We start from the raw sequence: 23,513 nt of genomic DNA on the forward strand, positions 1-23,513 counted from the left end.
CTCCGCATGTGGTACTTCAGCTGGATCCTGGGCGCCGGCCTGGCGGCGAGCTTCGCCATCCTCAACGGCATGTGGTACGAGATGCGCGAGAACGACCGCGACACCGCCGCGCGGAACGACTGATTACGCGGGGCGCTCGCGCCCCGAGATCATTCCAGCGGTTCGTGCAGCACGTGCAGGTTGCTTCGCAGCCAGTAGCGGAATTCCGCACCGAGTGCGACATCCACCTGGGAGTGCGCGAGGGTGGCAGGCGCTTCATGGCGGGGGCGCGCACCGAGCAGCAACCACGGCAGGCCTGTCTCCGCCCACGCCTTCGGCGGTTCCGGCCCTTCGTCCGGCACCCGCCTGAAACGCACCATGTGCACGTTGTAGCCCGGGACGGCTCGTGGAAATGTCTCGAACGAGATTCCCGGCGTGATCTCGACGATGGAGTCGCGAATCGGGTCCAGGATTTCCCGGAAGGCATCCCAACTTCTCAAGGGCTGTTCGCGCAGGTCGCGCAGACAGTTGAACACGAAAATCCAATAATCCATCGGCATGCCCGCATCCACCCGCAAACACTCGGCGGGGAAGCCGCCGTCGTTACGTGTTATTCGGCGGAGCCCGAGAAGGCAGGACATGCGACACCCGTCACGCGGGCGCTGACCCCCGCAAACGAAAACCCCGGCGCGGGGCCGGGGTCGTTTCATCCGGAATCAGGATGTCGCGTCAGAACTCCTGCGAGAACCGCAGGCCGATCGTGCGGGGTTGCGAGACCACCGTATAGACCTGGCCGTTCGGGTACTCCGGCACCACGCCCGCGGCGCCGCAGACAGCTTCGGCGCACTGGGTGAAGCGGCTCAGCTCGCCGCGTTCGTCGAACAGGTTGTTGACGTACACGTCCACCTTCCAGTTGTTGCGGCGGTAGCCGGCCGACACATCGACGGTGGTGTAAGCATCCAGGTCGCCGAGGATCTCGCGTTCGGCCAGGCGCAGGTCGGACTTGCGGTCGCCGACATGCACCACCGCTCCTTGCAGGAACGCCTCGCCGCCCGCCACATCGAACGTGTAGCGCGCGGTCAGATTGCCCTTGACCTTCGGCGTGACCGGCAGCTGCGTGCCCTCCGGCGCCTCGGGGTCCGCGCACTCCGTGACCGGGTTGCCGTCGTCGTCGGTGAAGCCGCAGTAGTTCTCGGTCAGTTCCGCGTCGTAGAACGCGGCGCCGGCCGTCAGCTGCAGGTTGTAGGTGGCCGCGAACGCCAGCGAGAACTCGGCGCCGTTGATGCGTGCCTGGTTGGCGTTCTTGATCTCGGTCAGGCCATTGGCGCCCAGGATGGAGAACTGGAAGTCCTCCCAGTCCTGGCGGAACACCGAACCGTTGAACGAGAGCCGGTTGTCGAGCCAGGTGGTCTTCCAGCCGAACTCGTAGTTGGTCAGGTAGTCCGACAGGTAGGGCGGCAGCGTGCCGCGGCGGTTGATGCCGCCGGGACGGAAACCCTCCGACCAGGTACCGTAGATCATCTTGGTGTCGTCGATCCGCCAGGTCAGGTTGAAGCGGCCGATGTGGCCGTTCTCCTTCACCCGCTTGTCGAAGAAGCTGCAGGGCGCGCCGTTGAAGGTCGGCGCACCGTCCGGGCAGGCGATTTCGCCGTAGCTCGATACCCAGCCCCAGTCGGCGAAGCCGAAGAAGCCCTGCAGGCTGTTGTCGACCTCGAACCAGCGGGCGCCGGCGGTGGCGGTCAGGTCTTCGGTGATGTCGAAGCTGAGCTCGCCGAACACCGCCTTGTCCTTGTCCTGGCGCAGCTGCTTGGTCAGCCAGATCGTGCCCGGCCATCCCGTGACCGATTGCACCGGCGACAGCCCATCGATCCTGTAGCGCTGCTCGATGTCGTGTTCCTGGTCCTGCATGAACACGCCGGCGACGAAGCGGAAGCGGTTCTCGGTCGGCGATGCGATGCGCAATTCGTGGCTGGTCTTCTTGTAGCCGTCCACGCCCTGGATGTACTGCGACGGATTGACCAGCGAGCCGGGTGCGCAGGTGAACGTATCGGGATCGAAATCCGAGCAGGTGTACGCGCCATACGCCGCCAGCGTGTCGTACCAGAAGGCGTAGTCGTTGTAGTCCTGCTCCACGTCGACGTCGCGATCCAGCCGTGCGAACGCGTAGGTCAGGTCGAAGTTGCCGATCTTGCCTTCCACCGTCAGCGCGGCCTGCCACCAGCGGTCGTCGGAACTCTCCGGATAGAAATGGGTCAGCGCCAGTTCGCCCACCTGCGGGTCGGCCGCGAACCCGCCCTTGGACTTCTGCTGCTGGCCCATGATGGTCGGGGTGATCGACCAGGTGTCGTTGAGGTCCACCTTCAACGCCAGGCGCGCGCCGGTGGTGTCGACCTCGTTGTAGTCCTTCTTCGCGCGGTCGGCGTTGTCGATGGTGCCGTTGCCGCCGGAGTCGGCGTCCCACGACGGGAACGTGCGCGTGCCGTACACGTTGTCGATGTAGCCGGCGTCGTGCTTGTTCCAGGCGACCAGGCGGATCGCCGCGCGATCGCTCAGCGGCAGGTTGAGGAAGCCTTCGGCGACATGGCCGATGCCGCCGTGGCTGACGCTGTTGAGCTCCAGCCCGTAACCGGCCGCGAAGCCGGAGGGGTCGGGCTTGTTGGTGATGATGCGCAGCGTGCCCGCCTGCGAGCTGGCGCCGTACAGCGTGCCCTGCGGACCGGCCAGCGACTCGACCCGGTCGATGTCGTAGATGTGGATGTCCAGCGGGCCCTGGATGGTGGTGACCGGCTGCTCGTCCAAGTACACGCCCACGCTGGGCAGCGAACCGGAGTGGTTGCCATCGCCGCCGCTGGCGACGCCGCGCATGTAGATCTGCGCGAAGCCCGGCCCGGCCGACTGGTACGACACGCTGGGCAGGTATTTCACGTAGTCATCGAAGTCGGTGACGTTGAGGTTCTTCAACTGTTCCGTGCCCAGCACCTGGATGCTGATCGGCACTTCCTGCAGGTTCTCCACGCGCTTCTGCGCGGTCACCGTGATGGTGTCCAGCGTGGCCGCGGTGCGCTCGCCCTCGGCGGACGGCGTGGCGGGTGCGTCCTGGGCCATCGCGGTGGCGCCGAACACGAGGTAGATCGCGGCGGTCAACGGGAACCTTGCCAGGGTCGACGGATCGCGCCGCCCCGGTTTTCTTCTGCTGCGGGTACTCATCCAGCTCACCTCTCTCCAGTGATGATGGTCAATCGGGGATGGAACTGCCCTCCGTGAAGTCCGGAACCGCCGGATAGGCGCCCAACACAGGCCCCAAGGCGTTCTTCAACGGCTCCAGCCACGGCTCGTAGTGCCGCCAGTGATCCACGCCTTCGCGATAGATCGGCTGGCGGACCTGTTCGGAACTGGCGGTCCTGACGGGCCGCGCGTTCTCGAAGAAGCGCAGGCAACCGTCCTCGAACGGCAGCCCGCAATAGTCCAGCAGGCGGCGCACCTGGGCTTCGGTGTCGTCCACCAGCTGTTCGTAGATCACCCGGTGCACGCGCCCGGGAAGCGCAGCGTCGTAGTGCGCCATCAGCGCCACGTAGTCGCGGTAGTAGCGCCCGATGTCCTCCAGCCCGTAGCTGAAGCCCTGGCCGCGCGCGAAATGCTGCTTGTAGCCGGACAGGCAGCAGGCCAGCGGATGGCGGCGGGCATCGATGATCTTCGCGTTCGGCAGCATCAGGTGGATCAGGCCGGTGTGGGCGAAGTTGTTCGGCATCTTGTCGATGAAGAACGGGCGGCCGGACTTGCGATGGATGCGGGTCGCCGCGAGGTAGCGCTCGCCGAGCGCGCGCAGTGCATCGCCGTCCAGGCCCGCCAGCAGGTCGTGGTAGGTCTCCGCGCCGTCCGCCCGCGCCTGCGTCCGCAGGTCGCGCGTGATCGAGGTGATCTCGGGCAGTTCCATCGTGCCTTCCACGGCCGAGTGGCTGGCCAGGATCTGCTCCAGCAGCGTGGAGCCCGCGCGCGGCATGCCGACGATGAAGATCGGGTCGGGTGCTTCGCAGCCGAGTCCCGTCCGTCTCGCGAAGAACGTGGCGGTGTGCGCAGCCTTCAGGCGCTCGGTTCGCGCATGCGTGTCGTCGGCGCTGTAGGCGAGCTGCGTGCGGCGCGATGCATTGCCGTCGCGATAGTGCGCGAACGAGGGAGCATAGTCGCCCGCATCTTCGAGCGCCTTGCCGAGCGCGAAGTCCAGGTGCAGGCGATGGTCGTCGGCCAGGTCGTCGCGTGCGCGCTGCGTGCGCATCACCGCGACGTCGTCGTCGCTGAAGCGGAACGTCTTCAGGTTGGCCAGGCTCCACCACACTTCACCGAAGCCGGGCTCCAGCGCGAGCGCGCGGCGGTACGCCTCGATCGCGCGCGCAGCGTGGCCGGCCGTCTTCAGCGCGTGGCCGTAGCTCATCCAGATCTTCGCCTGGTCCGGGTAGGACGCCAGCACGCGCGCGTACAACGCCAGCGCGGGCTCGTAATCGCCGACGCGGCACAGGACCACGGCCTTGAGGTTGAGGTGCGCGGGGTTGTCGGGCGCGTGCGCCAGCAGCGCATCGATGGCCTGCAAGGCTTCCTGCGGACGGTTGGCCCGGTGCAGCACCAGCGCGTGGTTCTGCCGCGCGGCGTGGAAGTCGGGCGCGAGTTCCAGGCAGCGCGCGAGCAATGCGTCGGCATCATCGATGCGGCCGACGCGCGCGGCGACTTCGGCCAGCATGCGGATCGCGGCGACATCGGTGGGCGTGCGCTTCAGGCGCGCGCGCAACAGCGCCTCGGCCTCGGGGATGCGGTTCTCGGCGAGCGCGGCGGCGGCCTGCATCAGTTCGGGGTCGCGCGTCGAATAGCGCGTGTGCTGCAGGTAGGCGGCCGCCGCGCCGTCGGCGTCGTCCATCGCGGCGAGATGGTCGCCCAACTCACGCCAGGCTTGCGGCAGGTCGGCCTTCAGGGCGAGCGCGCGACGCAGGGCGGCGACGGCGGCATCGCCGCGGCCGACGCGGCCGAGCGCAAGCCCGTGCTCGAGATGGCCGAGTGCCCACAGCGGCTGTTCGCGCACGAGCGGTTCGAGCACGTCGAGCGCATGGGATGCCTGGCCGCGGACGCGGTGCGACGCGGCCAGGATCAGCAGCGCCATCGGATGGCGCCCGACCACGCGGATGATCTCGCTGGCCTGCTGGGCGGCCATCGCGGGATCGGTGGCCAGCAGGTGGCGGGCGTGGTCCAGCGCGGTGTCGAGGTTACCGGTGGGCGAAGCGGCGGCGGTCATGCACCGTCCCTGTGCAACAGGTCGGTGGTGCGTCCACGGTCGTCCATCGATCGTTCCAAGCCGATCCCCCGCTGATGAAGTGCCCCTCGCCTTCAATCTATAGGCGAACCGGGGCGATTGGATAGGGCAGGAATACGCCGGACGCATGAAAAACGAATCAGTGAGAAGTAATCCAACTTTCGTCATGCCGGCGCGCACCAGGTCAGTGCGCCCGAGACGGCCTGCGCAACGTCCCGGTGCAAGGGGGGCTGTGCCGCACCCCCACCTCCGCGTAGGCTTGGGCGGCGTCGGCCGCCGGTATCGGGCACGGCGCGCCATCCTCGACGGGACCGCCATGCCAAGCACAGCCAGCCCCCTTCCCCTGGAGCGCGCCCGCGCGCTGCCCGCCCGTTACTACGCCGGTGAAGCGATGCTCGCGATGGAGCAGGCCGCCGTCTTCCAGCGCAGCTGGCAGCTGGTCGCCCACCAGGGACAACTCGCGGAACCGGGCGACCATGTGGTGGAACGGATCGGCGGCGTACCGGTGCTGGTGGTGCGCGGCCAGGACGGCGTGCTGCGTGCTTTCCCCAACGTGTGCCGCCATCGCGCCGGCCCGCTGGCGCTGTGCAACGGCAAGGGCGCACGCGCGCTGCACTGCAAGTACCACGGCTGGAGCTACACGTTGGAAGGGCAGTTGCGCAGTGCACCCGAGATGCAGGGCGCCGCGGATTTCGACGTCAAGGACATCCACCTGCCACCGCTGCGGTTGCACGCATGGCAGGGGCTGGTGTTCGTCGCCCTGCACGACGATGCGCCGCCGTTCGAAGAGGTCTACGCCGGCATCGCCGGGCGCATCGCGCCGATCGACCTGGCCGCGATGCGCTTCCATCGCCGCGACAGTTACGACATCGGGTGCAACTGGAAGGTCTACGTGGACAACTTCCTCGAGGGCTACCACCTGCCGCACGTGCATCCCGGCCTGTCGAAGGTGCTCGACTACCGCGCCTACGACACCGAACTCTTCCCCTGGCATTCGCTGCAGCATTCGCCGCTGCGCAACAGCGGGGACATCTACGGCGATGGCGATGCGTTCTACTACTTCGTCTACCCGAACGTGATGCTCAACATCATGCCGGGGCGCCTGCAGACCAACCGCATCCTGCCGCTGGGGCCGGACCGCTGCCGAGTGGAGTTCGACTACTACTACGCGCAGGACGATGCCGCGCTGGCCCGCATCGCCAACGACCAGGCCTTCAGCGACGAAGTGCAGGACGAGGACATCCGCATCTGCGAGGCGGTGCAGCAGGGCCTGGCGTCCGGCTTCTACGAGGCGGGACGGCTGTGCCCGAAGCGCGAAAGCGGCGTCTGGCATTTCCACACTCTGTTGAGGGCGGCGTATGGCGACGCGTGACCGGTTCCTGCTCGCTCTCCTGCTCGTCGCCATCGCCTCGCCCGCTGGCGCGCAGGATCTGCTGATCCACGCGGGCCACGTGCTCGACGTGGACACGGGACGGATGCTGGCGGACCGCGACATCCTGGTGCGCAACGGACGCATCGTGTCGGTCGCTCCCCCCGCCAAGGGCGCGGATCCCGCCCTTCGCGTGCTGGACTGGTCCGCGCTGACCGTCGTGCCCGGCCTGATGGACATGCATACGCACCTGGCCGACGAGGGGCCGTATGGCGATCCCGCGACACCGCTGAGGAGCAATGCGGCGCGCGATGCCTTCATCGGCGCGCGCAACGCCCGCGCGACCTTGCAGGCCGGTTTCACCACGGTGCGCGATGTCGGGGTCTATCGCGGTTTCGCCGATGTGCAGCTGCGCGACGCGATCAATGCCGGCCTGGTGCCCGGGCCGCGCATGTTCGTCGCCGGCACCTACGTCACCATCACCGGGGGCGGCGGCGAAATCACCGGCCTGCCTGCGGGGACCGAGGTGCCGGAGACCTTCCGTCGCGGCATTGCCGACAACGAAGCCGATGTGCGCCGACGGGTGAACGAGATCCTCGATGCGGGCGCCGATTTCATCAAACTGATCGCCACCGGCGCCGTACTCGCCGACGGCACGGAGCCCGGGCAATCCGAGTACACCGAGGCCGAGATCCGGGCGGCGGTGGAAGAGGCCGGGCGGCGCGGCAGCTTCGTCGCCGCGCACGCGCACGGCGCGGAGGGCATCAAGCGCGCGGCGCGTGCGGGGGTCCGCTCGATCGAGCATGGCTCGCTGATGGACGACGAGGCCATTGCGCTGATGAAGCGGCACGGCACCTTCCTGGTCGCCGACATCTACAACGGCGACTACATCGATACCGTCGGCCGGCGCGATGGCTGGTCCGCCGAGATCCTGCGCAAGAACCTGGACACGACCGACGCGCAGCGCGAGGGGTTCCGCAAAGCCGTCGCCGCCGGCGTCGATATCGCCTACGGCACCGACAGCGGCGTCTATCCGCATGGCGACAATGCACGCCAGTTCGCCTACATGGTCCGCTACGGCATGACCCCGCTGCAGGCCATCCGCGCGGCCACGCTCGAGTCGGCGCGCCTGCTGCGCAAGGAAAAGGAGCTGGGTTCGATCGCGCCGGGCAAGCTCGCCGATCTCGTTGCCCTGGCCTGCGATCCGCTGGCCGACATCGCCTGCCTGCAACAGGTGCGCGGCGTGGTGAAGGCCGGCACGCCGGTGGCGCGGGACTGACGGCCCATGCAGCCACACGACCGCAGGAAGATCGGCTTCTGGACCTGCACCGCACTGGTGGTGGGCAACACCATCGGCATGGGCATCTTCGTGCTGCCCGCGTCGCTGGCACCGTTCGGCTACAACGCGCTGCTGGGCTGGGGCATCACCGTGCTCGGCTGCCTGGCGCTGGCCCGCGTTTTCGCGCGGCTGGCGCGCCTGCTGCCCGGCGCGGACGGTCCTTACGGTTATGTGCGGCACACGCTGGGCGACCTGCCGGCGTATGCGGTGCTGTGGTCTTACTGGGTATCGAACTGGATCACCCTCGCGGCCCTGGCCACCGGCGTGGCCGGCTATGCCGCCGCGATCTTTCCGTCGCTCGCATGGGTGCAGCCGGCCGTGCTGTGCCTGGGCGTGCTGTGGCTGTTCGTGGGCATCAACCTGCTGGGCGTGCGCAGCGGTGGGCGCGTGCAGGTGGTGACCACGGTGATGAAACTGGTGCCGATGCTGGCCGTCGCGGCGCTCGGCGCATGGACGCTGCTCGAATCCCCCGCGTCCTTCGGCGCGCATCCGCCGGCGAAACCGATCAGCCTCGGTGATGCGATGGCGGCTTCCACGCTGGCGCTGTTCGCCATGCTCGGCATCGAATCGGCGACGATCCCCGCGGCGAAGGTCGATGATCCCGGGCGGACGATCCCGCGCGCGACGATGACCGGCACCGGCATCACCGCCGGCATCTATCTCGTCGTGTCCGCCGTGCCGTTGCTGCTGCTGCCGCATGCCGAGCTCGCCCAGTCCAGCGCGCCGTTCGCGCTGGTGATGGAGCGCTTCGCCGGCGAGGGCACCGGGCGGTGGATCGCGTTGTTCGTCGTCGTCAGCGGCCTGGGTGCGTTGAACGGCTGGACGTTGTTGAGCGGCGAGATGATGCGCACGATGGCCGACAACGGCACGATGCCGGCGGTGTTCGCGCGGACCAACCGCTTCGGCGCACCCACCGGCGCGCTGGTGCTGACGGCCCTGCTCGCCAGCGCGATGGTGCTGATGAACTACAGCGAGTCCGCGGTGGCGGGCTTCACCTTCCTCAGCACCGTGGTCACCGCGGCCAACCTGCCGCTGTACCTGGGGTGTTCGCTCGCGCTCGGCGTGCTCTGGTGGCGCGGGCAGCGCGAAGCGGGGCGCGACCTGCTGGTGGCCGCCGCCATCGGCACGGCGTACACGGTGTTCGCCTTCATCGGCATGGGCGCGCAGCCCTTCTGGCTGGCGCTGGCGCTGATGGTCGCCGGCCTGCCGCTGTACTTCTTCCTGCGCCGTCACCACGGCAAAGCGGTGTCGAATGCGTGATCCGCGCTACGACATCCTGTTCGAGCCGGTCCGCATCGGGCCGGTGACCACCAAGAACCGTTTCTTCCAGGTGCCGCATTGCAACGGGATGGGCCATGCGATGCCGCTGGCGCATGCCGCCATGCGCGAAGTGAAGGCCGAGGGCGGATGGGGCGTGATCTCCACGGAGGAGTGCGAGATCCATCCCAGCAGCGACCTGACGCCGTACGTCGAGGCGCGCCTGTGGGACGACCGCGACATTCCCGCGCTCGCGCTGATGTGCGACAAGGTGCACGCGCATGGTGCGCTGGCGGCGGTGGAGCTGTCGCACAACGGACCGACCGCCTCCAACCTGTATTCGCGCGAAGTGCTGCTGGCGCCGTCGCACCAGCCGTCCAAGTACGGCTATCCCGCGCAGGCGCGCGCGATGGACCTGCACGACATCGCCGAATACCGCCGCTGGCACCGCGAAGCCGCGGTGCGCGGCATGAAGGCGGGCATGGACATCATCTATGTCTACGCCGCGCATGATCTTTCGTTGCCGATGCACTTCCTGCAACGTCGCCGCAACCAGCGCAGCGACGCCTACGGCGGTTCGCTGGAGAACCGCGTGCGGCTGCTGCGCGAGGTGCTGCAGGACACCCGCGAAGCGGTCGGCCACCGCTGCGCGGTCGCGCTGCGCTTCGCCACCGAGGAACTGCTGGGGCCGGGCGGTGTGGAACTGGCCGAGGCGCAGGACATCGTCGGGATGCTGGCCGAGCTTCCCGACCTGTGGGACGTCAACCTCGCGGCCTGGTACAACGATTCGGTGCCCTCGCGCTTCGCCCGCGAAGGCGCGCAAGAGCCCTTCATCGATTTCGTCCGCAAGGCGACGACCAAGCCGGTGGTCGGCGTGGGCCGCTTCACGTCGCCCGACACGATGGTCTCGCAGATCCGCCGCGGCGTGATCGACCTGATCGGCGCGGCGCGACCCTCGATCGCCGACCCGTACCTGCCGCGCAAGATCGAGGAAGGCCGCGTCGACGACATCCGCGAATGCATCGGCTGCAACATCTGCGTCTCCGGCGACATGACGATCTCGCCGATCCGCTGCACGCAGAACCCGAGCATGGGCGAGGAATGGCGCAAGGGCTGGCATCCGGAGCGGATCGCACCGAAGGCGAGCGATGCGCGGGTGCTGGTCGTCGGCGGCGGGCCGGCCGGCCTGGAAGCCGCACGTGCACTGGGCCAGCGCGGCTACGAGGTGCACCTGGCCGACGCGCGGCGCGAACTGGGCGGGCGGGTCACGCGCGAGGCGCGCCTGCCGGGGCTCGCCGAATGGGCGCGCGTGCGCGACTGGCGGCTCGGGCAGATCGGCAAGCTGGCGAACGTCAGCACCTACCTCGACTCCGCGCTCACCGCGCAGGACGTGCTCGACTTCGGTGCGGACCACGTCGTCATCGCCACCGGCTGCCACTGGCGGCGGGACGGGTTCGGCCGCAGCCACGGGCTGGGTATCGCCGACTTCGCCGGCAACCCGCGCGTGTTCACCCCGGACGATCTGATGGACGGCCGCTGGCCCGAGGGTCGCGTGGTGGTCTACGACGACGACTACTTCTATACCGCCAGCGTCGTCGCCGAGGCGCTGCGCCTGCGCGGTTGCGAGGTCACGTACCTCACCCCGGACGATACCGTGGCGTCATGGAGCGCGAACACGCTCGACTACCGCCACATCCAGTGGCGCATGGCCGAACTGGGCATCGTGCAGCGCGTGTCGCACACGATCGCCGGCTACACGGAAACCGCGCTTGCGTTGGAGCACGCATGGAGCGGTGCGGCTTCTTCGCTCGACTGCGATGCGGTCGTGGCGGTCACGGCCCGCCTGCCCGACGATGCGCTTTACCTGGCGTTGAAGTCGCGCGAGCCGGAATGGGCCGATGCGGGCGTGCGCAGCGTGGCCTGCATCGGCGACGCGCTGGCGCCCGGACTGATCGCGCACGCCGTGTACGCCGGCCACCGGTATGCGCAGGAGCTGGACGCGCCGCGCGACGGCGAGGTGCCGTTCAAGCGGCACTTCCATCACGACACGCCGATGGCGTGATGCTCAGGCGAGCGCGCGGTAGCGGAAGTCGCTGAATTCCACCGCGCCCGGGCCGGCGCTGTACAACGCGACGCGCAGGCTGAGGAAGCCGCCGAACACGTTGTGGTGCAGGCCGGACACTTCCATCCGTGTGTCCAGCCGCGTCCACGTGCGGCCGTCGTCGTGCGAGTGGTGCCAGGTGACCACATGGTGGTCGTAGGTCAGGCGGAGGCGCACGCGCCGGGTCGGCACCGATTGCCGGGCCCATGCCTGCTCCTCCGCGTACTGGAAGACGCGCAGTCCGTCCGCCGCGAAGCCCAGGCCGACGAAGGCCTTCGGGTTGTAGAACAGCAGCAGGCCGCCTTCGCCGCCATCGACCAGGGTCAGCGTGACTTCGGCCTGGTAGGCGCGGTCGCCGACGATGCAGGCGAGGGGACTGCCATCCGCAGGCGACCGGCCTGCGCCGGCGAGGCGGAGCGACTTCGCGCCATACCGCACGCGCTGCATCTCATCCGGTCGCGGCGCGTGGAAGGCCCACTGCGTGCCGAGGCGGTCGGTCGAGAAGTCGTCCGACAGCGCGACCCCGGCGGTGCTTTTCCTGCCGCCGCGGGGCAGCGGCAGCGGCTTCGACAGATCGCCGCCGCGCGCGCGGAACCAGCCATCGTCCGTCCACTCGATCGGCTCCAGCAGCGTCTGCCGGCCGAGCGTGCGATAGCCGTTCTCGTAGCCGTGGTAGACCATCCAGCTGTCGCCGGCCGGTCCATCGACCAGCGTCGCGTGGCCGCGCGACCACCAGGGTTCGGCATCGTCCAGTGTGCGCACCAGGGGATTGTGCGGGCAGTGTTCCCACGGCCCATGGATCGAACGCGAGCGCGCAGCGATCACCATGTGGCCGGTGACGGGACCCGCGGTGCCGCCGACCGCGGTGACCAGGTAAAACCAGTCGCCACGCCGCGTCAGCTTGGGGCCTTCGGGCGCGAAGTTCTCGGTGATCCATGCTTCCGGATAGCGCCAGGGCTGGTAGGCGGTTTCGAGCGCGCCGTCGGTCGCCAGGCCATCGTCGGTGAGGCGCACCTTGCGGATGCCGTTGACGAACAGGTAGCGCCGGCCGTCCTCGCCGACCGCATGGCCCGGATCGATGCAGCCATCGATGTGCAGGTCCACCGGTTCGCTCCACGGTCCGCGGATGTCGTCGGCCCAGATCGCGTGGATCTTCCATGCCTGCTCTTTCGCCAGCGCCGGCAGGTAGATGAAATAGCGGTCGCCATGCTTGCAGAGATCGACGGCCCACACCGTGCCCACGTGCGTGCGCAGCGCAGGGCCGAGCGGCGCCCAGTTGACGAGATCGGTCGAATGCCAGATCACCAGGCCGGGATAGGCATCGAACGACGAGAACGTCATGTAGTAGTCGTCGCCGTCCTTGAGGATCGTGGGATCGGGACGATCGCCAGCGACGATGGGGTTGAGATAGGTGCCGTCGCCGAGGTCCGCCTTGCGCTGGCCTTCGACGCCGGTGGCGTGCGCGGGCAGTGCAGGCGGGCAGGGCGTGGACGCGAAGGCGCGCGATGACATCGGCCACGTGGCCAGGCCAGCGAGCCCGGCCTTGAACAATGCGCGACGCGAGGTGCCTGGCATGCGGACGCCGTGATCGTGCGATCAGCGACGGACGGCGTAGAGGCCGAACGTATTGCCGATGAAACCGCCCGCCGTCTCGACGCTCAGCAGGCTGGCGTCCAGGCCGGTCGCGACGGTCTTCCAGTCGCCAGGCGTCACGGCATAGGTCGCCTCCAGGCGTGGGCCGTCGAGGCGGAAACGCAGCGACACGGGGCCGTGCCCTTCGTCCAGCGGAATGCGCGCCAGCCGATTGCCTTCCTTCGCGCCCTCGCGGCCGCTGCGCCGGTACAGCGAGACCGCCAGTCCGCGCGCGTCGCGTTCGACGCCGAGCACGTAGTGGCCGTACTCGTTCTGCAGCAGCACGAGTCCCGCCAGTTCACCGGTGGCGGGTTCGAACGAGGCGAGCGTGGTTTCCAGCGTGGCCGCATGATGCTGCACGCGGTGGGCGATGTAAGACGGCTGGCCCGGCGCCGTGCCGAAGGCGCCCAGCGGCATCGCGCCCGGGGTGATCGTCAGACCTTGCTTGCCGGTGGCGTACCAGCGGCTTTGCGGCGGATGCAGCGTCATCCACGACAGCGGCAGCGCGGGTGCGTCGAAGCGCTCGGTCCACGTCATCGGTCCGCTGGTCGGCAGGGGTTGCGGATTGCGCGGCAGGTCCGGGCGCTTCGCGACCATCGGCACGCGTTCGCCGCGCGGCAGGACCACCGGCCAGCCGTCCTTCCATGTCACCGGCAGCAGGAAGGTTTCGCGGCCCAGGTTGTACTGGTTGCCCCGGTACGGACGCGTGGCGAGGAACACCGCCCACCACGTGCCGTCCTTGAGCTTCACGAACTGCGCGTGGCCGGTGGACGTCACCGGATCGACGCGCTTCGGGTCGAGGTCGCGCTGGGTCAACGCGGGATTCGATGGCGAGGGTTGATACGGGCCGGTGAGCGCGCGGCTGCGCCATACCATCTGCGCATGCTGCTCGCCGGTGCCGCCCTCGGCGGCGGTCAGGTAGTACCAGCCGTCGTGCTTGAAGACATGCGGGCCTTCGACGTGTTCGGGGTTCGTCGCCGGATCGGCGCCGCCGTCCACCAGCAGGAGGCGCTTGCCGACGCGTTCGCGCTTGCCGAAGTCGAAACGCTGCAGCCAGATCGCGCGATGACCGTCGTAGCGCAGCTTGCCGTCCGGGACATCGTTGTGGACCACCCACGCGCTGCCGTCGTCGTCGAAGAACAGCGAAGGATCGATGCCGCTGACGCCGAGCCAGATCGGGTCCGACCACGGGCCGGCCGGGTCCTTCGCGGTGACGACGAAGTTGCCGCGGTCGCAGTAGAAGCAGGTGTTGGCGATGTAGAAGGTGCCGTCGTGGTGGGCGAGGGTGGCGGCGAACAGGCCGCGGGTCAGTTCTTCCTTTTCGCCGTAGTTGACCTGTCCGGGGCGATGGATCGCGTTGCCGACCTGGGTCCACGACACCAGGTCGGTGCTGTGGAAGACCGGCAGGCCGGGGAAGTAGCCGAACGTGGAGTTCACCAGGTAGAAATCGTCACCGACGCGGATCGCGGACGGGTCCGGGTAGAAACCCGCGACGACCGGATTGCGGTAGTCGCCTGTTCCCACCGGCGGACCGCCATCGTCGCCGTGGTAGCGCACTTCGCGGAAGACCGCATCGCCTGCCCATGCGGGACCGATCATCAACGACGCCGCCAGGATCCATGCGCAGTGCTTCAGCATCCGGTCTTCCTCTAGTAGGGGGCGGTCGCGGTCCGCCGTGCCCACAGCGCATGCAGGCCGCGTGCGGACAGGTCTTCGGGATGGCGCTGCACGCCGACGCCCAGCGTCGTCAGTGCGTGCGCGTAGGATGCCAGCAGACGATCGTTGCCGATCAGGTGCACCTGCGCCGGGCGCGGCGCATGCGAGAGCAGACCGGATGCGCGCAGTTCATGGCCGATCAGCAGGCCGGAGAGATACGACGGCAGCGCCGGTTCGGCGAACTGCTGGAACAGCCCGGTCGTGCGCACGCCGAACAAGTGGTGCAGCAGGCCGCCCGCGTCGGCGCTGCGCTTCAGGCCGGCGTCGAACGCATACCCATCGAAGCGCACGTCGCCGGCCGGCATCAGCCGGCCGAGGATGCTGTGCTGGCGCAGCAGCGCGAAGAGTTCACCGGTCATCGCGGTGGCGATGCGGTGCACCTGGCCGTCGCGCACCGTGACCCACTTGCTGTGGGTGCCGGGCAGGCAGACGACGTGCGTTCCGCCGGGCAGGGCGTCGAGCAGCGCGGCAAGCTGCGTCTCTTCGCCGCGCATCACGTCGGGCACGCTGTCCGAATCGCTGTCGCGCAGGCCCGGCACCAGCCACAGTGCGCGCCCGTCGAAGTCCGGCGGATGGAAGCGCTGCATGCCCAGGGCCAGCGCATGGTTGCCGGCCGGGCAGGACAGGTACGGCATCTCGTGCCAGCCGCCGCGTCCACCCACCATCCCGCACAGCAGGATGTCGGTGTCGTCCCAGCCGGCGATTTCCTGCGCGAGCACGTCGCCGAAGCGGCCTGCGCACGCCATTACGCCCTGGTCGCTGCGACGGCGCTCGCGCACCTGGCCGTCGTCGGCCATCCGGTACAGGCGCAGGCTGCTGGTGCCCCAGTCGACGGCGATCATGGCAAGCGCACCCGGTCCACGGCGCGCGCCAGCGCACGCCCGGTGCGATGCGCGAACACACCGCCCGACATCGGCGAAGCGGCGAGGGCGCCGGCATCGAGTCCGATGCGTGCGCTGGTGACGTACAGCGTGTCCGCGCGCAGCACGCAGCAGGAAGGCTGCGGCGCCGGGACGCGCACGATCCGGTCGATGCGGCCGTCCGCGAGGTAGCGCACCACGCGTCCCGCGCCCCACTGCGCGTTCCACAGCGCGCCTTCTTCATCGATGATCGAGCCGTCGGGTTCCGCACCCGGCACGTCGAGCTCGACGAACACCGCGATGTCGGAGACGGTCGCGGTCGCCGCGTCGTAACGGCAATGCAGGATCCGCGGCGTCACCGAATCGCAGAAGTACATCCGCGTGCCGGCGGCATCGAAGCAGATCGAGTTCGGGATGGCGGCGTGCGGCAAGGCCAGTTCGCGCAGGCCGTGCGTGACGGTGTACTGGTAGAAGCGCCCGGCCGGCCGCAGGTCGGCGTGCTCGCTCTTGGTGCCGAACACGAAGCCGCCGTGGCGATCCGCGCGGCCATCGTTGACGCGGGTCATCGGGTCGCCGGCCTCGACATCGGCCAGCGTCTCCAGCACGAGGTCGCGCACGGACAACTGCGCTTCCACATCGCTCGCGTACAGCCCCTTCGCCAGGCCCAGCAGCAGGCGCCCGTCTTCGCCCAGCGCGAGGCAACCGAGCGGTGCGGGCAGCGACCACGCATGCGTGTGGCCGCTGTCGGGATCGTGCCGCCAGAGTTCGGCGGCGAGGATGTCGGTCCAGTACAGCACGCGCCGGCGGTCGCACCACAGGATGCCTTCGCCCAGCGCGCAGCGGCTGTCGACGGCCAAGGTCGCCAGCGCCGTCGTCACGGCATCACCACTCGGCCACGCTGCCATCGGCATGCCGCCACAGCGGGTTGCGCCAGCGCGGCGGCTGCCGGTGCGCTTCGACCAGGCGCTCCTCGTCGATCTCCACGCCCAGGCCGGGCTTGGGCAGCGCGGCGATGCTGCCGGTGTCGTCGCAGCGGAAATCCTCTTTGTTGAGCACGTAGTCCAGCAGGTCCGCACCCGTGTTGTAGTGGATGCCGATGCTCTGCTCCTGCAGCATCGCGTTGTGCGACACGAAATCCACCTGCAGGCACGCGGCCAGCGCGACCGGGCCCAGCGGGCAGTGCGGCGCCAGCGCCACGTCGTGCGCCTCGGCCATCGCCGCGATCTTCACGCACTCGGTGATGCCGCCGGCATGCGACAGGTCGGGCTGCAGGATCGCCAGACCGCCGGCCGCGAGCACCGGCTTGAACTCGGCGCGCGAGTACATGCGTTCGCCCGCGGCGAGCGGGATCGAGGTCGCGTCGGACAATGGGCGGTAGTACTCCCATTGTTCGGGCAGCACCGGCTCTTCGACGAACAACGGTTTGAACGGCGCCAGTTCGCGCAGCAGCACCCGCGCCATCGGCGCACTGACGCGGCCGTGGAAGTCGATGCCGAAATCGACGCGGTCGCCCATCGCTTCGCGGATCGCGGCGACCTTGGCCACCGCGGCGTCGATCGCGCGCGGGCTGTCGATCAGCTTCAGTTCCTCGGTACCGTTGAACTTGAACGTATCGAAGCCCTGCGCCTGGTAGCGCTGCATCTGCGCGACGATGTCGGCCGGGCGGTCGCCGCCCACCCAGCGGTAGGTCTTCATGCGGTCGCGCACGCGCCCGCCGAGCAGCTGGTAGACCGGCACGCCGAGCGCCTTGCCCTTGATGTCCCACAGCGCCTGGTCGATGCCGGCGATCGCGCTCATCAGGATGGCGCCGCCGCGGTAGAAACCGCCGCGATACAGCACCTGCCACAGGTCGTTGATGCGCGCAGGGTCCTGGCCGACGAGGTAGTCCGCCAGTTCGTGCACGGCGGCCTCGACGGTGCTGGCGCGCCCTTCGATGACGGGCTCGCCCCAGCCGGTCACGCCCTCGTCGGTCTCCACCTTGAGGAAGAGCCAGCGCGGTGCGGCGTGGAAAGTGCTGACGCGGACGATCTTCATGTGGCGTGGTCCAGGTAGGCCTGGCGGAAGCGCCGCGCGTGCTCGCGCGTGCGCTCGACCGGCTGGCCGGGCTTGTAAAGTTCGCCGCCGATGCCGGCGCCCTGACAGCCGGCTGAGAGGTAGCCGGAGAGGGTGTCGGGCGTGACGCCACCGACGGCGAATAGGGGAACCGGCGGCAGCACGCTGCGCAGGGCGCGCACCATCGCCGGTCCGTAGACGGAAGCGGGGAACAGCTTGAGCACCTGCGCGCCCGCATCGAGTGCGTCGAAGGCCTCGCTCGCGGTGGCGACACCGGCGGCGACCTGCAGGCCGCGTTCGACCGCATGCCGGATCACGGGCGGGCGCGTGTTCGGCGTGACCATCAGGCGTCCGCCTGCGGCGAGCAGCGCATCCACCTCCGCGGTCGTCAGCACGGTGCCGGCGCCGATCAGTGCGCGTCCGCCGAAGGCATCCGCAGCGATGCGCACGCTGTGCGCCCAGTCCGGCGAATTGGTCGGGATCTCGATCGCGTCATAGCCTTCCTCCACCAGCGCGCCCACGTGCGCGGGCACGTCGGCAGGCGTGATGCCGCGCAGGATCGCGATCAGCGGCAGGGCGAAGGGAAGGGCGGGCGCGTCCATGCGGGTCAGTCGTGGTAGACCTGCGAGCGACCGCCATCGATGGCGATGTCGGTGGCGTTGATGAAGCGCGCTTCGTCGCTGGCGAGGAACAGCGCGGTGTAAGCCACTTCCTCCGGCGTGCCGATGCGTTTGGGCGGCAGCAGTGCCGCCTGCTTTTCGCGTGAGCCTGGTTCGCGCGCGAACCACGCTTCGATCCGCGGCACCAGGATCAGCCCCGGCGAGATCGAATTCACCCGGATCCCGCGTGCGGCGTACTCGATGCCGAGCGCACGGGTCAGGCCCACCAGGCCGTGCTTGGCCACCGGATACGGGAAGCAGCCGGCGATGATCTTGTGCCCGTGCACCGAGGCGATGTTGACGATGCTGCCCGCGCCCTGCGCCTGCATCGCCGGCAAGACCGCACGGCAGAGGTGCCAGGCACCCTTGAGGTTGAGCGACAGGCAGCGCTCCCAGTCCTCGTCGGACAGGGTGAGCGGATCGGAAAACACATCCGCGCCGGCGTTGTTGACGAGCACGTCGATGCGGCCGTGCGTGGCGAGCACCGCCTGCACGGCGGCGTCGACCGCGCCGGCATCGGTGATGTCGGCGATGCGGTGTTGCACGCCGTCATCGGCCGTGGGCGCGGTCTGCTTGTCGAGGCCGACCACCGTCGCGCCCTCGCGTGCGAACAGCTGCGCCGTGGCCGCGCCGATGCCGCTGGCGGCACCGGTGACCAGCGCGACCTTGCCGGACAGGCGGCCGCTCATGGGAGACGGATCCCGTCCGGCGTGGACGCGACGTTGGCGCCGGCACGCGACGTGCCGTCGGATTGCGATGTCGCCATGGGGCCCTCCTCCCGGCGGTGATCGGATGCGGGGATGTCCCGTGGCGGACCTGTGCCGGCCGTCCCCGGGGCCTCCCCTCGCGGGCGGTCAGGCATGGCCGCCGACCCGCGTTCGAAGCGTGGCATAGCCTCGCGTGGGCATCTATGTACGACAAATGAAATTTTTGTCATAGGCTATTCCGCATACGAATAGCTCGTGCCCCGGAGGCGACCATGGTCCACCCCACCACCGGCTGGTTCGGCGCCACGCGCCTGAAGACCCGCCACCTTTCCCTGCTGCTGCACCTGTACGAACAGCGTTCGGTCCTGCGCGCCGCCGAGGCCGCCAACATGACCCAGCCCGCCGCCTCCAAGCTGCTGGCCGAGATGGAAAGCCTGCTCGGCGTGCCCTTGTTCGAGCGCCACGCCCGCGGCGTGGAGCCGACCTGGTACGGGCAGGTGCTGATCCGTCGCGCGCGCTCGGCCCTGTCGGAGATCGGCCGCGCCCACGACGAGATCGCCGCGCTGCGCAGCGGGCGCATGGGCCAGGCCGCGATCGGCACCGTGGTGAACCCCGGCACCACCCTGGTGCCGCAGGCCATCGCGGCGGTGAAGCGCGATTTCCCCGACATCCTGATCAAGGTCGAGATGGACTACAGCCGGCCGCTGGTGGCCAAGCTGCTGGATGGCCAGCTCGACATCGTGGTCGGCCGCATCATGGGTCCGGAGGGCGCGGGCGAGCTGGATTTCGAGCCGCTGGCCGACGAACCGCATGCGGTCATCGTGCGCGCCGGCCATCCGCTGACCCGGCGCCCGCGGATCACCCACGCCGACCTGGCCGACTACGGCTGGATCATGCCGCCGGCCGCCAGCGTGCTGCGTTCGCGGCTGGATGCGGTGTTCCTCGAGCACGGCCAGCCGCCGCCGCAGAACATCGTGGAAACGGCCTCGTTGCCCGTGATCATCCACCTGCTGCGGCACAGCGACCTGCTGACCGCGCTGCCGGCCGAATCGGTCGGCCCGTACCTGCAGACCGGTCAGATGTGCGTGCTGCCGATCGAGCTGGGCGTGCGTATGGAGTTCTTCGGCATCGTCCGCCGTCGCGACCAGTTGTTGTCGCCGGGCGCCGAGCGCGTGCTGGATGCCCTGCGCAGTACCGCCCGCCGCCTCTATACCGACCTGGAGCCCTCCCAGACGGGCACGGTGCCGCCGCCAGGCGAAAGCGGCGACTGAGTCTGAAGACCTATTCGGGTTCGATATAGCTGGCGATCAATATTTCATTGGTACGGCATGTCAGCGCCGCCTATGCTCCCGCCGCAGTCACAGGAAGGCGGTCCCACGGCCGCCAGGTGAGCGCCAGGCACCGGCCGCAAGGCCCCGGTTGCCGCGGTGCCCCACGGGAAAGACCGAACCATCGACGACCGCAGCCGGGGGCTGCAGCCGTCACCGCTTCATCCGGCCACGGGGCGCGAAGACGTCCGGGCAGGACCACAACTCAATCGTTTGTCATGTGTCCTGGGAGGGAACATCCATGTCAACGCGTCAGCGCCGCATCGCGGCTGGCCCCCGTGCGGGCCGTTCCGCCGGCCGCCACCTGCAACCCACCGTCCTCGCCCTGGGCATCGCCCTGCTGCTGTCGGCGCCTGCGTTCGCGCAGGAAGCCGCATCGGAAGCGAAGGACGGCGAGAAGACCACCGAACTCGATGCGGTCGTCGTCACCGGCATCCGCGGTTCCGTCTACCGGGCGCAGGACATCAAGCGCGACGCCGACACGTTCGTCGATTCGGTCACCGCGCTCGACATCGGCGCCTTGCCCGACCGCAGCGTCACGGAAACGCTGTCGCGCATTCCCGGCGTGACCATCGATCGCTTCCTGACGGTCGGCGATCCGGAGCATTTCTCCGCCGAAGGCGGCGGCGTGCAGGTGCGCGGCCTGACCCAGGTCCGCTCCGAACTGAACGGTCGCGACAGCTTCTCCGCGTCCGGCGGCCGCAGCCTCAGCTTCCAGGACGTGCCGGCCGAACTGATGGCCGGCGTCGACGTCTACAAGAACCAGAAGGCCGACATGATCGAGGGTGGCCTCGGCGGCACCGTCGACCTGCGCACCTTCATGCCGTTCGACATCGAAGGCAGCCGGTTCGGCATGTCGTTCAGCGCCAACAGGGGCGACTTCGCCGACCAGCTGAAGCCCTCGGGCTCGGTGATCTTCAGCAACCGCTGGGACACCGACGCAGGCGAGTTCGGCATCCTGGTCAATCTGGCCCATTCCGAACTGGCGACGCGCACCGATGGCATGTTCGTGCGGCCGTTCTTCAATACCGCCAACTCCGACCTCAACAACGACGGCACCAACGAAAGCCTGTGGCTGCCGCGCGGCGCCGACTGGCGCACGCTGGAATACGAGCGCGAACGCCAGGGCGCCTACGTCGCGCTGCAATGGCGGCCGAACGACAACCTGGAGCTGTTCGCCACCGCCTTCCAGAGCCGATACGACGAGTTGTGGTACGAAGACGCGATCTTCGTCTCCAACGATCCGCTGCAGGTGCGCGTCGATGCCAGTCAGCCGTACGAACTCGATGGCAACGTGTTCGTTTCGGGTCGTCTGCGTTCGAACGGCGACATCCCGATGGGCACGGACATCCGCGCCTCGCACCGCAAGTCCGACACCACCGACTACTCGTTCGGCCTGAAGTGGCTGTTCAGCGACCGAACCGAGTTCTCCACCGACCTGCAGTACATCAAGGCGAACACCGAAGCGCTGGATTCCACGGTATCGCTCGGCCTCAACGTGCCGTACATCGACATCGACCTGGGCCATGGCGTGCCGCGGATCGGCGTCGACAACCAGTTCACCGCCAACCCCGCGAACTACTACTGGGGGTTCACGATGGACCACCAGGACGACAACACCGCCGACGAAGTCGCTTGGCGCGCGGACCTGAAGCACAGCTTCGACAGCAATTTCTTCGATTCCTTCAAGGTCGGCGTGCGTGTCACCGACCGCGATGCGCACAGCATCGACACCGGCTACGACTGGCAGCCGGTGTTCCAGCCCTGGATGCAGTGGTGGGCACTGCCGGGCGGTGTGCCGCTACCGGGCCTGGACCTCAACGGGACGATCAATTCCAGCCTGACCAACCTGATCACCTTCGACAACTTCTACCGTGGCGGCGCTTCGACGCCGGGCTCGTTCTACTCGCCGGTGCTGTCCACCGCGCTCAATTTCCCGAACAGCTACCTCGACATCCATGGCGCGGCGATCCCGTACTACACCTGTTGCTACGGCCAGATCACGCCGCGCAACCTCGCCGACCCGCAGTGGGGCAACGTGCAGACCGAGCGCACCTACGCCGCCTACGCGATGCTGAACTTCGCGATGGACGAGGCGCGCATCGACGGCAACGTCGGCGTGCGCGTGGTACGCACGGAGAACAGCGCGGAGGGCTACCTGGTCTATCCGAACAATGCGTTCGCGCCGTATCTGGGCACGGGCCAGTCGGAGCCGATCTCTGCGGAGAACTCATACACCGATGTGTTGCCCAGCGCGAACGTGAAGTGGGAACCGGCCGAAAACTGGATCGTCCGCTTCGCTGCATCGAAGGCCATCGCACGCCCGGCCTTCAGCGACATGCAGGCCTACCAGGTGCTCAGCGTGGCCGTCCGCGACGGCGTCAACCCGCAGCCGGGCGATGAGCTTGGCCCGGAGGACCTGGAACTCACCGGCAGCTCCACCGACAACCCGTACCTGACGCCCATGAAGGCCAATCAGTTCGACCTGTCGCTGGAGTGGTACTTCGCGCCGGAAAGCGGCGGCATGGCCTGGGTGAACTTCTTCTACAAGGACATCAAGGACTACTTCCGCCAACAGACCGAGCTGCTGGCCTATCCGGGCGTCGACGGCAACGAGTACGACTATCGCGTGTCCCGCCTGGTGAACGTCGGCAAGGCGAAGATCCAGGGCGCGGAGATCGGCTGGAACCAGTTCTTCGATTTCCTGCCCGCGCCGTTCGACGGGCTCGGCATGTCCGCCAACTACACCTACATCGACAGCTCCACGAGAATCCCGGCGGCCTCCAATGCGGTGCCTGTCGATACCGACGGATCGCTGTTCGACGACCTGCCGGCCGATGGCCTGTCGAAGAACTCGTACAACGTCGCGGCGTTCTACGAAAAGGGCCCGTGGCAGGTTCGCCTGGCCTACAACTGGCGCAGCGAATACCTGTTGTCGATCGGCCCGAACGGCTACAACGGCGGCGACGGCGGCATCCCGTGGAAGCTGCCGGTGTACAGCGACAGCTTCGGTCAGCTGGATGGGTCGATCTTCTACAAGTTCTCGGACAACGTGCAGTTCGGCCTGGAGATGAACAACCTCAACAACGCCGAGCAGCGCACGCTGATGGACCAGAACGGCGCCGGCAAGCGCACCACGTCGTGGTACGTCAACGACCGCCGTTACGCCGCGACGCTCCGCTTCACGTTCTGATGCGGCACCCATGGGACGGCCGGTA

At 68.5% G+C, this 23,513-nt stretch carries 17 protein-coding genes; 7 read left to right on the plus strand and 10 right to left on the minus strand.

The features are described from left to right. Positions 1-6: 6 nt before the first annotated feature. Positions 7-123 (plus strand): cytochrome bd-I oxidase subunit CydX, encoded by a 117-nt coding sequence (gene cydX, locus ASD72_RS20665; RefSeq protein ID WP_081420376.1) that lies wholly within the window; start codon positions 7-9, stop codon positions 121-123. A gap of 26 nt (positions 124-149) precedes the next feature. On the opposite strand, the gene ASD72_RS15395 is transcribed toward cydX, so the two are convergent. From ASD72_RS15395 to ASD72_RS15405, 3 genes are all read right to left on the minus strand, one after another. Next, positions 150-533, minus strand: coding sequence for a hypothetical protein (locus ASD72_RS15395; protein WP_235578028.1), 384 nt, complete (start codon positions 531-533; stop codon positions 150-152). A gap of 175 nt (positions 534-708) precedes the next feature. Further along, entirely contained in the window at positions 709-3,186 is a 2,478-nt protein-coding gene (locus ASD72_RS15400) for a TonB-dependent receptor (RefSeq protein WP_200948905.1), read from the minus strand. 28 nt (positions 3,187-3,214) lie between these two features. Next, complete coding sequence (locus tag ASD72_RS15405; protein WP_056880842.1) at positions 3,215-5,257, minus strand: tetratricopeptide repeat-containing sulfotransferase family protein; 2,043 nt, start codon at positions 5,255-5,257, stop codon at positions 3,215-3,217. A gap of 334 nt (positions 5,258-5,591) precedes the next feature. On the opposite strand from ASD72_RS15405, the gene ASD72_RS15410 reads away from it, so the two are divergent. The 4 genes from ASD72_RS15410 to ASD72_RS15425 are packed head-to-tail and all read left to right on the plus strand — an operon-like array spanning position 5,592 to position 11,302. After that, on the plus strand, positions 5,592-6,647 hold the full coding sequence (locus tag ASD72_RS15410) for an SRPBCC family protein (protein WP_056880843.1): 1,056 nt from the start codon (positions 5,592-5,594) through the stop codon (positions 6,645-6,647). Then, a complete protein-coding gene (locus tag ASD72_RS15415; protein WP_056880844.1) occupies positions 6,634-7,923 on the plus strand; it encodes an amidohydrolase family protein in 1,290 nt (429 codons plus the stop codon). The genes ASD72_RS15410 and ASD72_RS15415 overlap by 14 nt, the downstream gene beginning before the upstream one ends. Positions 7,924-7,929: 6 nt before the next feature. Continuing rightward, positions 7,930-9,243 carry an amino acid permease gene (locus tag ASD72_RS15420; protein ID WP_056880845.1) on the plus strand — a complete coding sequence of 438 codons (1,314 nt, stop codon included), beginning with the start codon at positions 7,930-7,932 and terminating at the stop codon, positions 9,241-9,243. Beyond that, entirely contained in the window at positions 9,236-11,302 is a 2,067-nt protein-coding gene (locus ASD72_RS15425; RefSeq protein ID WP_056880846.1) for an FAD-dependent oxidoreductase, read from the plus strand. The genes ASD72_RS15420 and ASD72_RS15425 overlap by 8 nt, the downstream gene beginning before the upstream one ends. Positions 11,303-11,305: 3 nt before the next feature. Here ASD72_RS15425 and ASD72_RS15430 read toward each other — a convergent pair whose 3' ends face one another. The 7 genes from ASD72_RS15430 to ASD72_RS15460 are packed head-to-tail and all read right to left on the minus strand — an operon-like array spanning position 11,306 to position 18,949. Then, complete coding sequence (locus ASD72_RS15430) at positions 11,306-12,916, minus strand: family 43 glycosylhydrolase (protein ID WP_056880847.1); 1,611 nt, start codon at positions 12,914-12,916, stop codon at positions 11,306-11,308. A 21-nt stretch (positions 12,917-12,937) separates the two neighbouring features. Then, on the minus strand, positions 12,938-14,611 hold the full coding sequence (locus ASD72_RS15435; protein ID WP_056881068.1) for a glycoside hydrolase family 43 protein: 1,674 nt from the start codon (positions 14,609-14,611) through the stop codon (positions 12,938-12,940). Between the two features lie 11 nt (positions 14,612-14,622). After that, positions 14,623-15,531, minus strand: coding sequence for a 2-dehydro-3-deoxygalactonokinase (locus tag ASD72_RS15440; RefSeq protein ID WP_056880848.1), 909 nt, complete (start codon positions 15,529-15,531; stop codon positions 14,623-14,625). After that, positions 15,528-16,454 (minus strand): SMP-30/gluconolactonase/LRE family protein, encoded by a 927-nt coding sequence (locus tag ASD72_RS15445; protein WP_056880849.1) that lies wholly within the window; start codon positions 16,452-16,454, stop codon positions 15,528-15,530. The genes ASD72_RS15440 and ASD72_RS15445 overlap by 4 nt, the downstream gene beginning before the upstream one ends. Further along, a complete protein-coding gene (gene dgoD / locus ASD72_RS15450; RefSeq protein WP_056880850.1) occupies positions 16,432-17,583 on the minus strand; it encodes a galactonate dehydratase in 1,152 nt (383 codons plus the stop codon). The genes ASD72_RS15445 and dgoD overlap by 23 nt, the downstream gene beginning before the upstream one ends. Beyond that, positions 17,580-18,203, minus strand: coding sequence for a 2-dehydro-3-deoxy-6-phosphogalactonate aldolase (locus ASD72_RS15455; RefSeq protein ID WP_056880851.1), 624 nt, complete (start codon positions 18,201-18,203; stop codon positions 17,580-17,582). Before ASD72_RS15455 ends, dgoD begins: the two co-directional genes overlap by 4 nt. A gap of 5 nt (positions 18,204-18,208) precedes the next feature. Beyond that, a complete protein-coding gene (locus ASD72_RS15460; RefSeq protein ID WP_056880852.1) occupies positions 18,209-18,949 on the minus strand; it encodes an SDR family oxidoreductase in 741 nt (246 codons plus the stop codon). A gap of 290 nt (positions 18,950-19,239) precedes the next feature. Between ASD72_RS15460 and ASD72_RS15465 the strand changes: the two genes are divergently transcribed. Together ASD72_RS15465 and ASD72_RS15470 are read left to right on the plus strand one after the other, a co-directional pair. Then, positions 19,240-20,238 (plus strand): LysR substrate-binding domain-containing protein, encoded by a 999-nt coding sequence (locus ASD72_RS15465; RefSeq protein ID WP_056880853.1) that lies wholly within the window; start codon positions 19,240-19,242, stop codon positions 20,236-20,238. A gap of 298 nt (positions 20,239-20,536) precedes the next feature. After that, a complete protein-coding gene (locus ASD72_RS15470; RefSeq protein WP_081420377.1) occupies positions 20,537-23,488 on the plus strand; it encodes a TonB-dependent receptor in 2,952 nt (983 codons plus the stop codon). Positions 23,489-23,513 lie beyond the last annotated feature (25 nt).

It is taken from the genome of Pseudoxanthomonas sp. Root630 (genome assembly GCF_001427585.1).
Taxonomy (GTDB): Bacteria; Pseudomonadota; Gammaproteobacteria; order Xanthomonadales; family Xanthomonadaceae; genus Pseudoxanthomonas_A.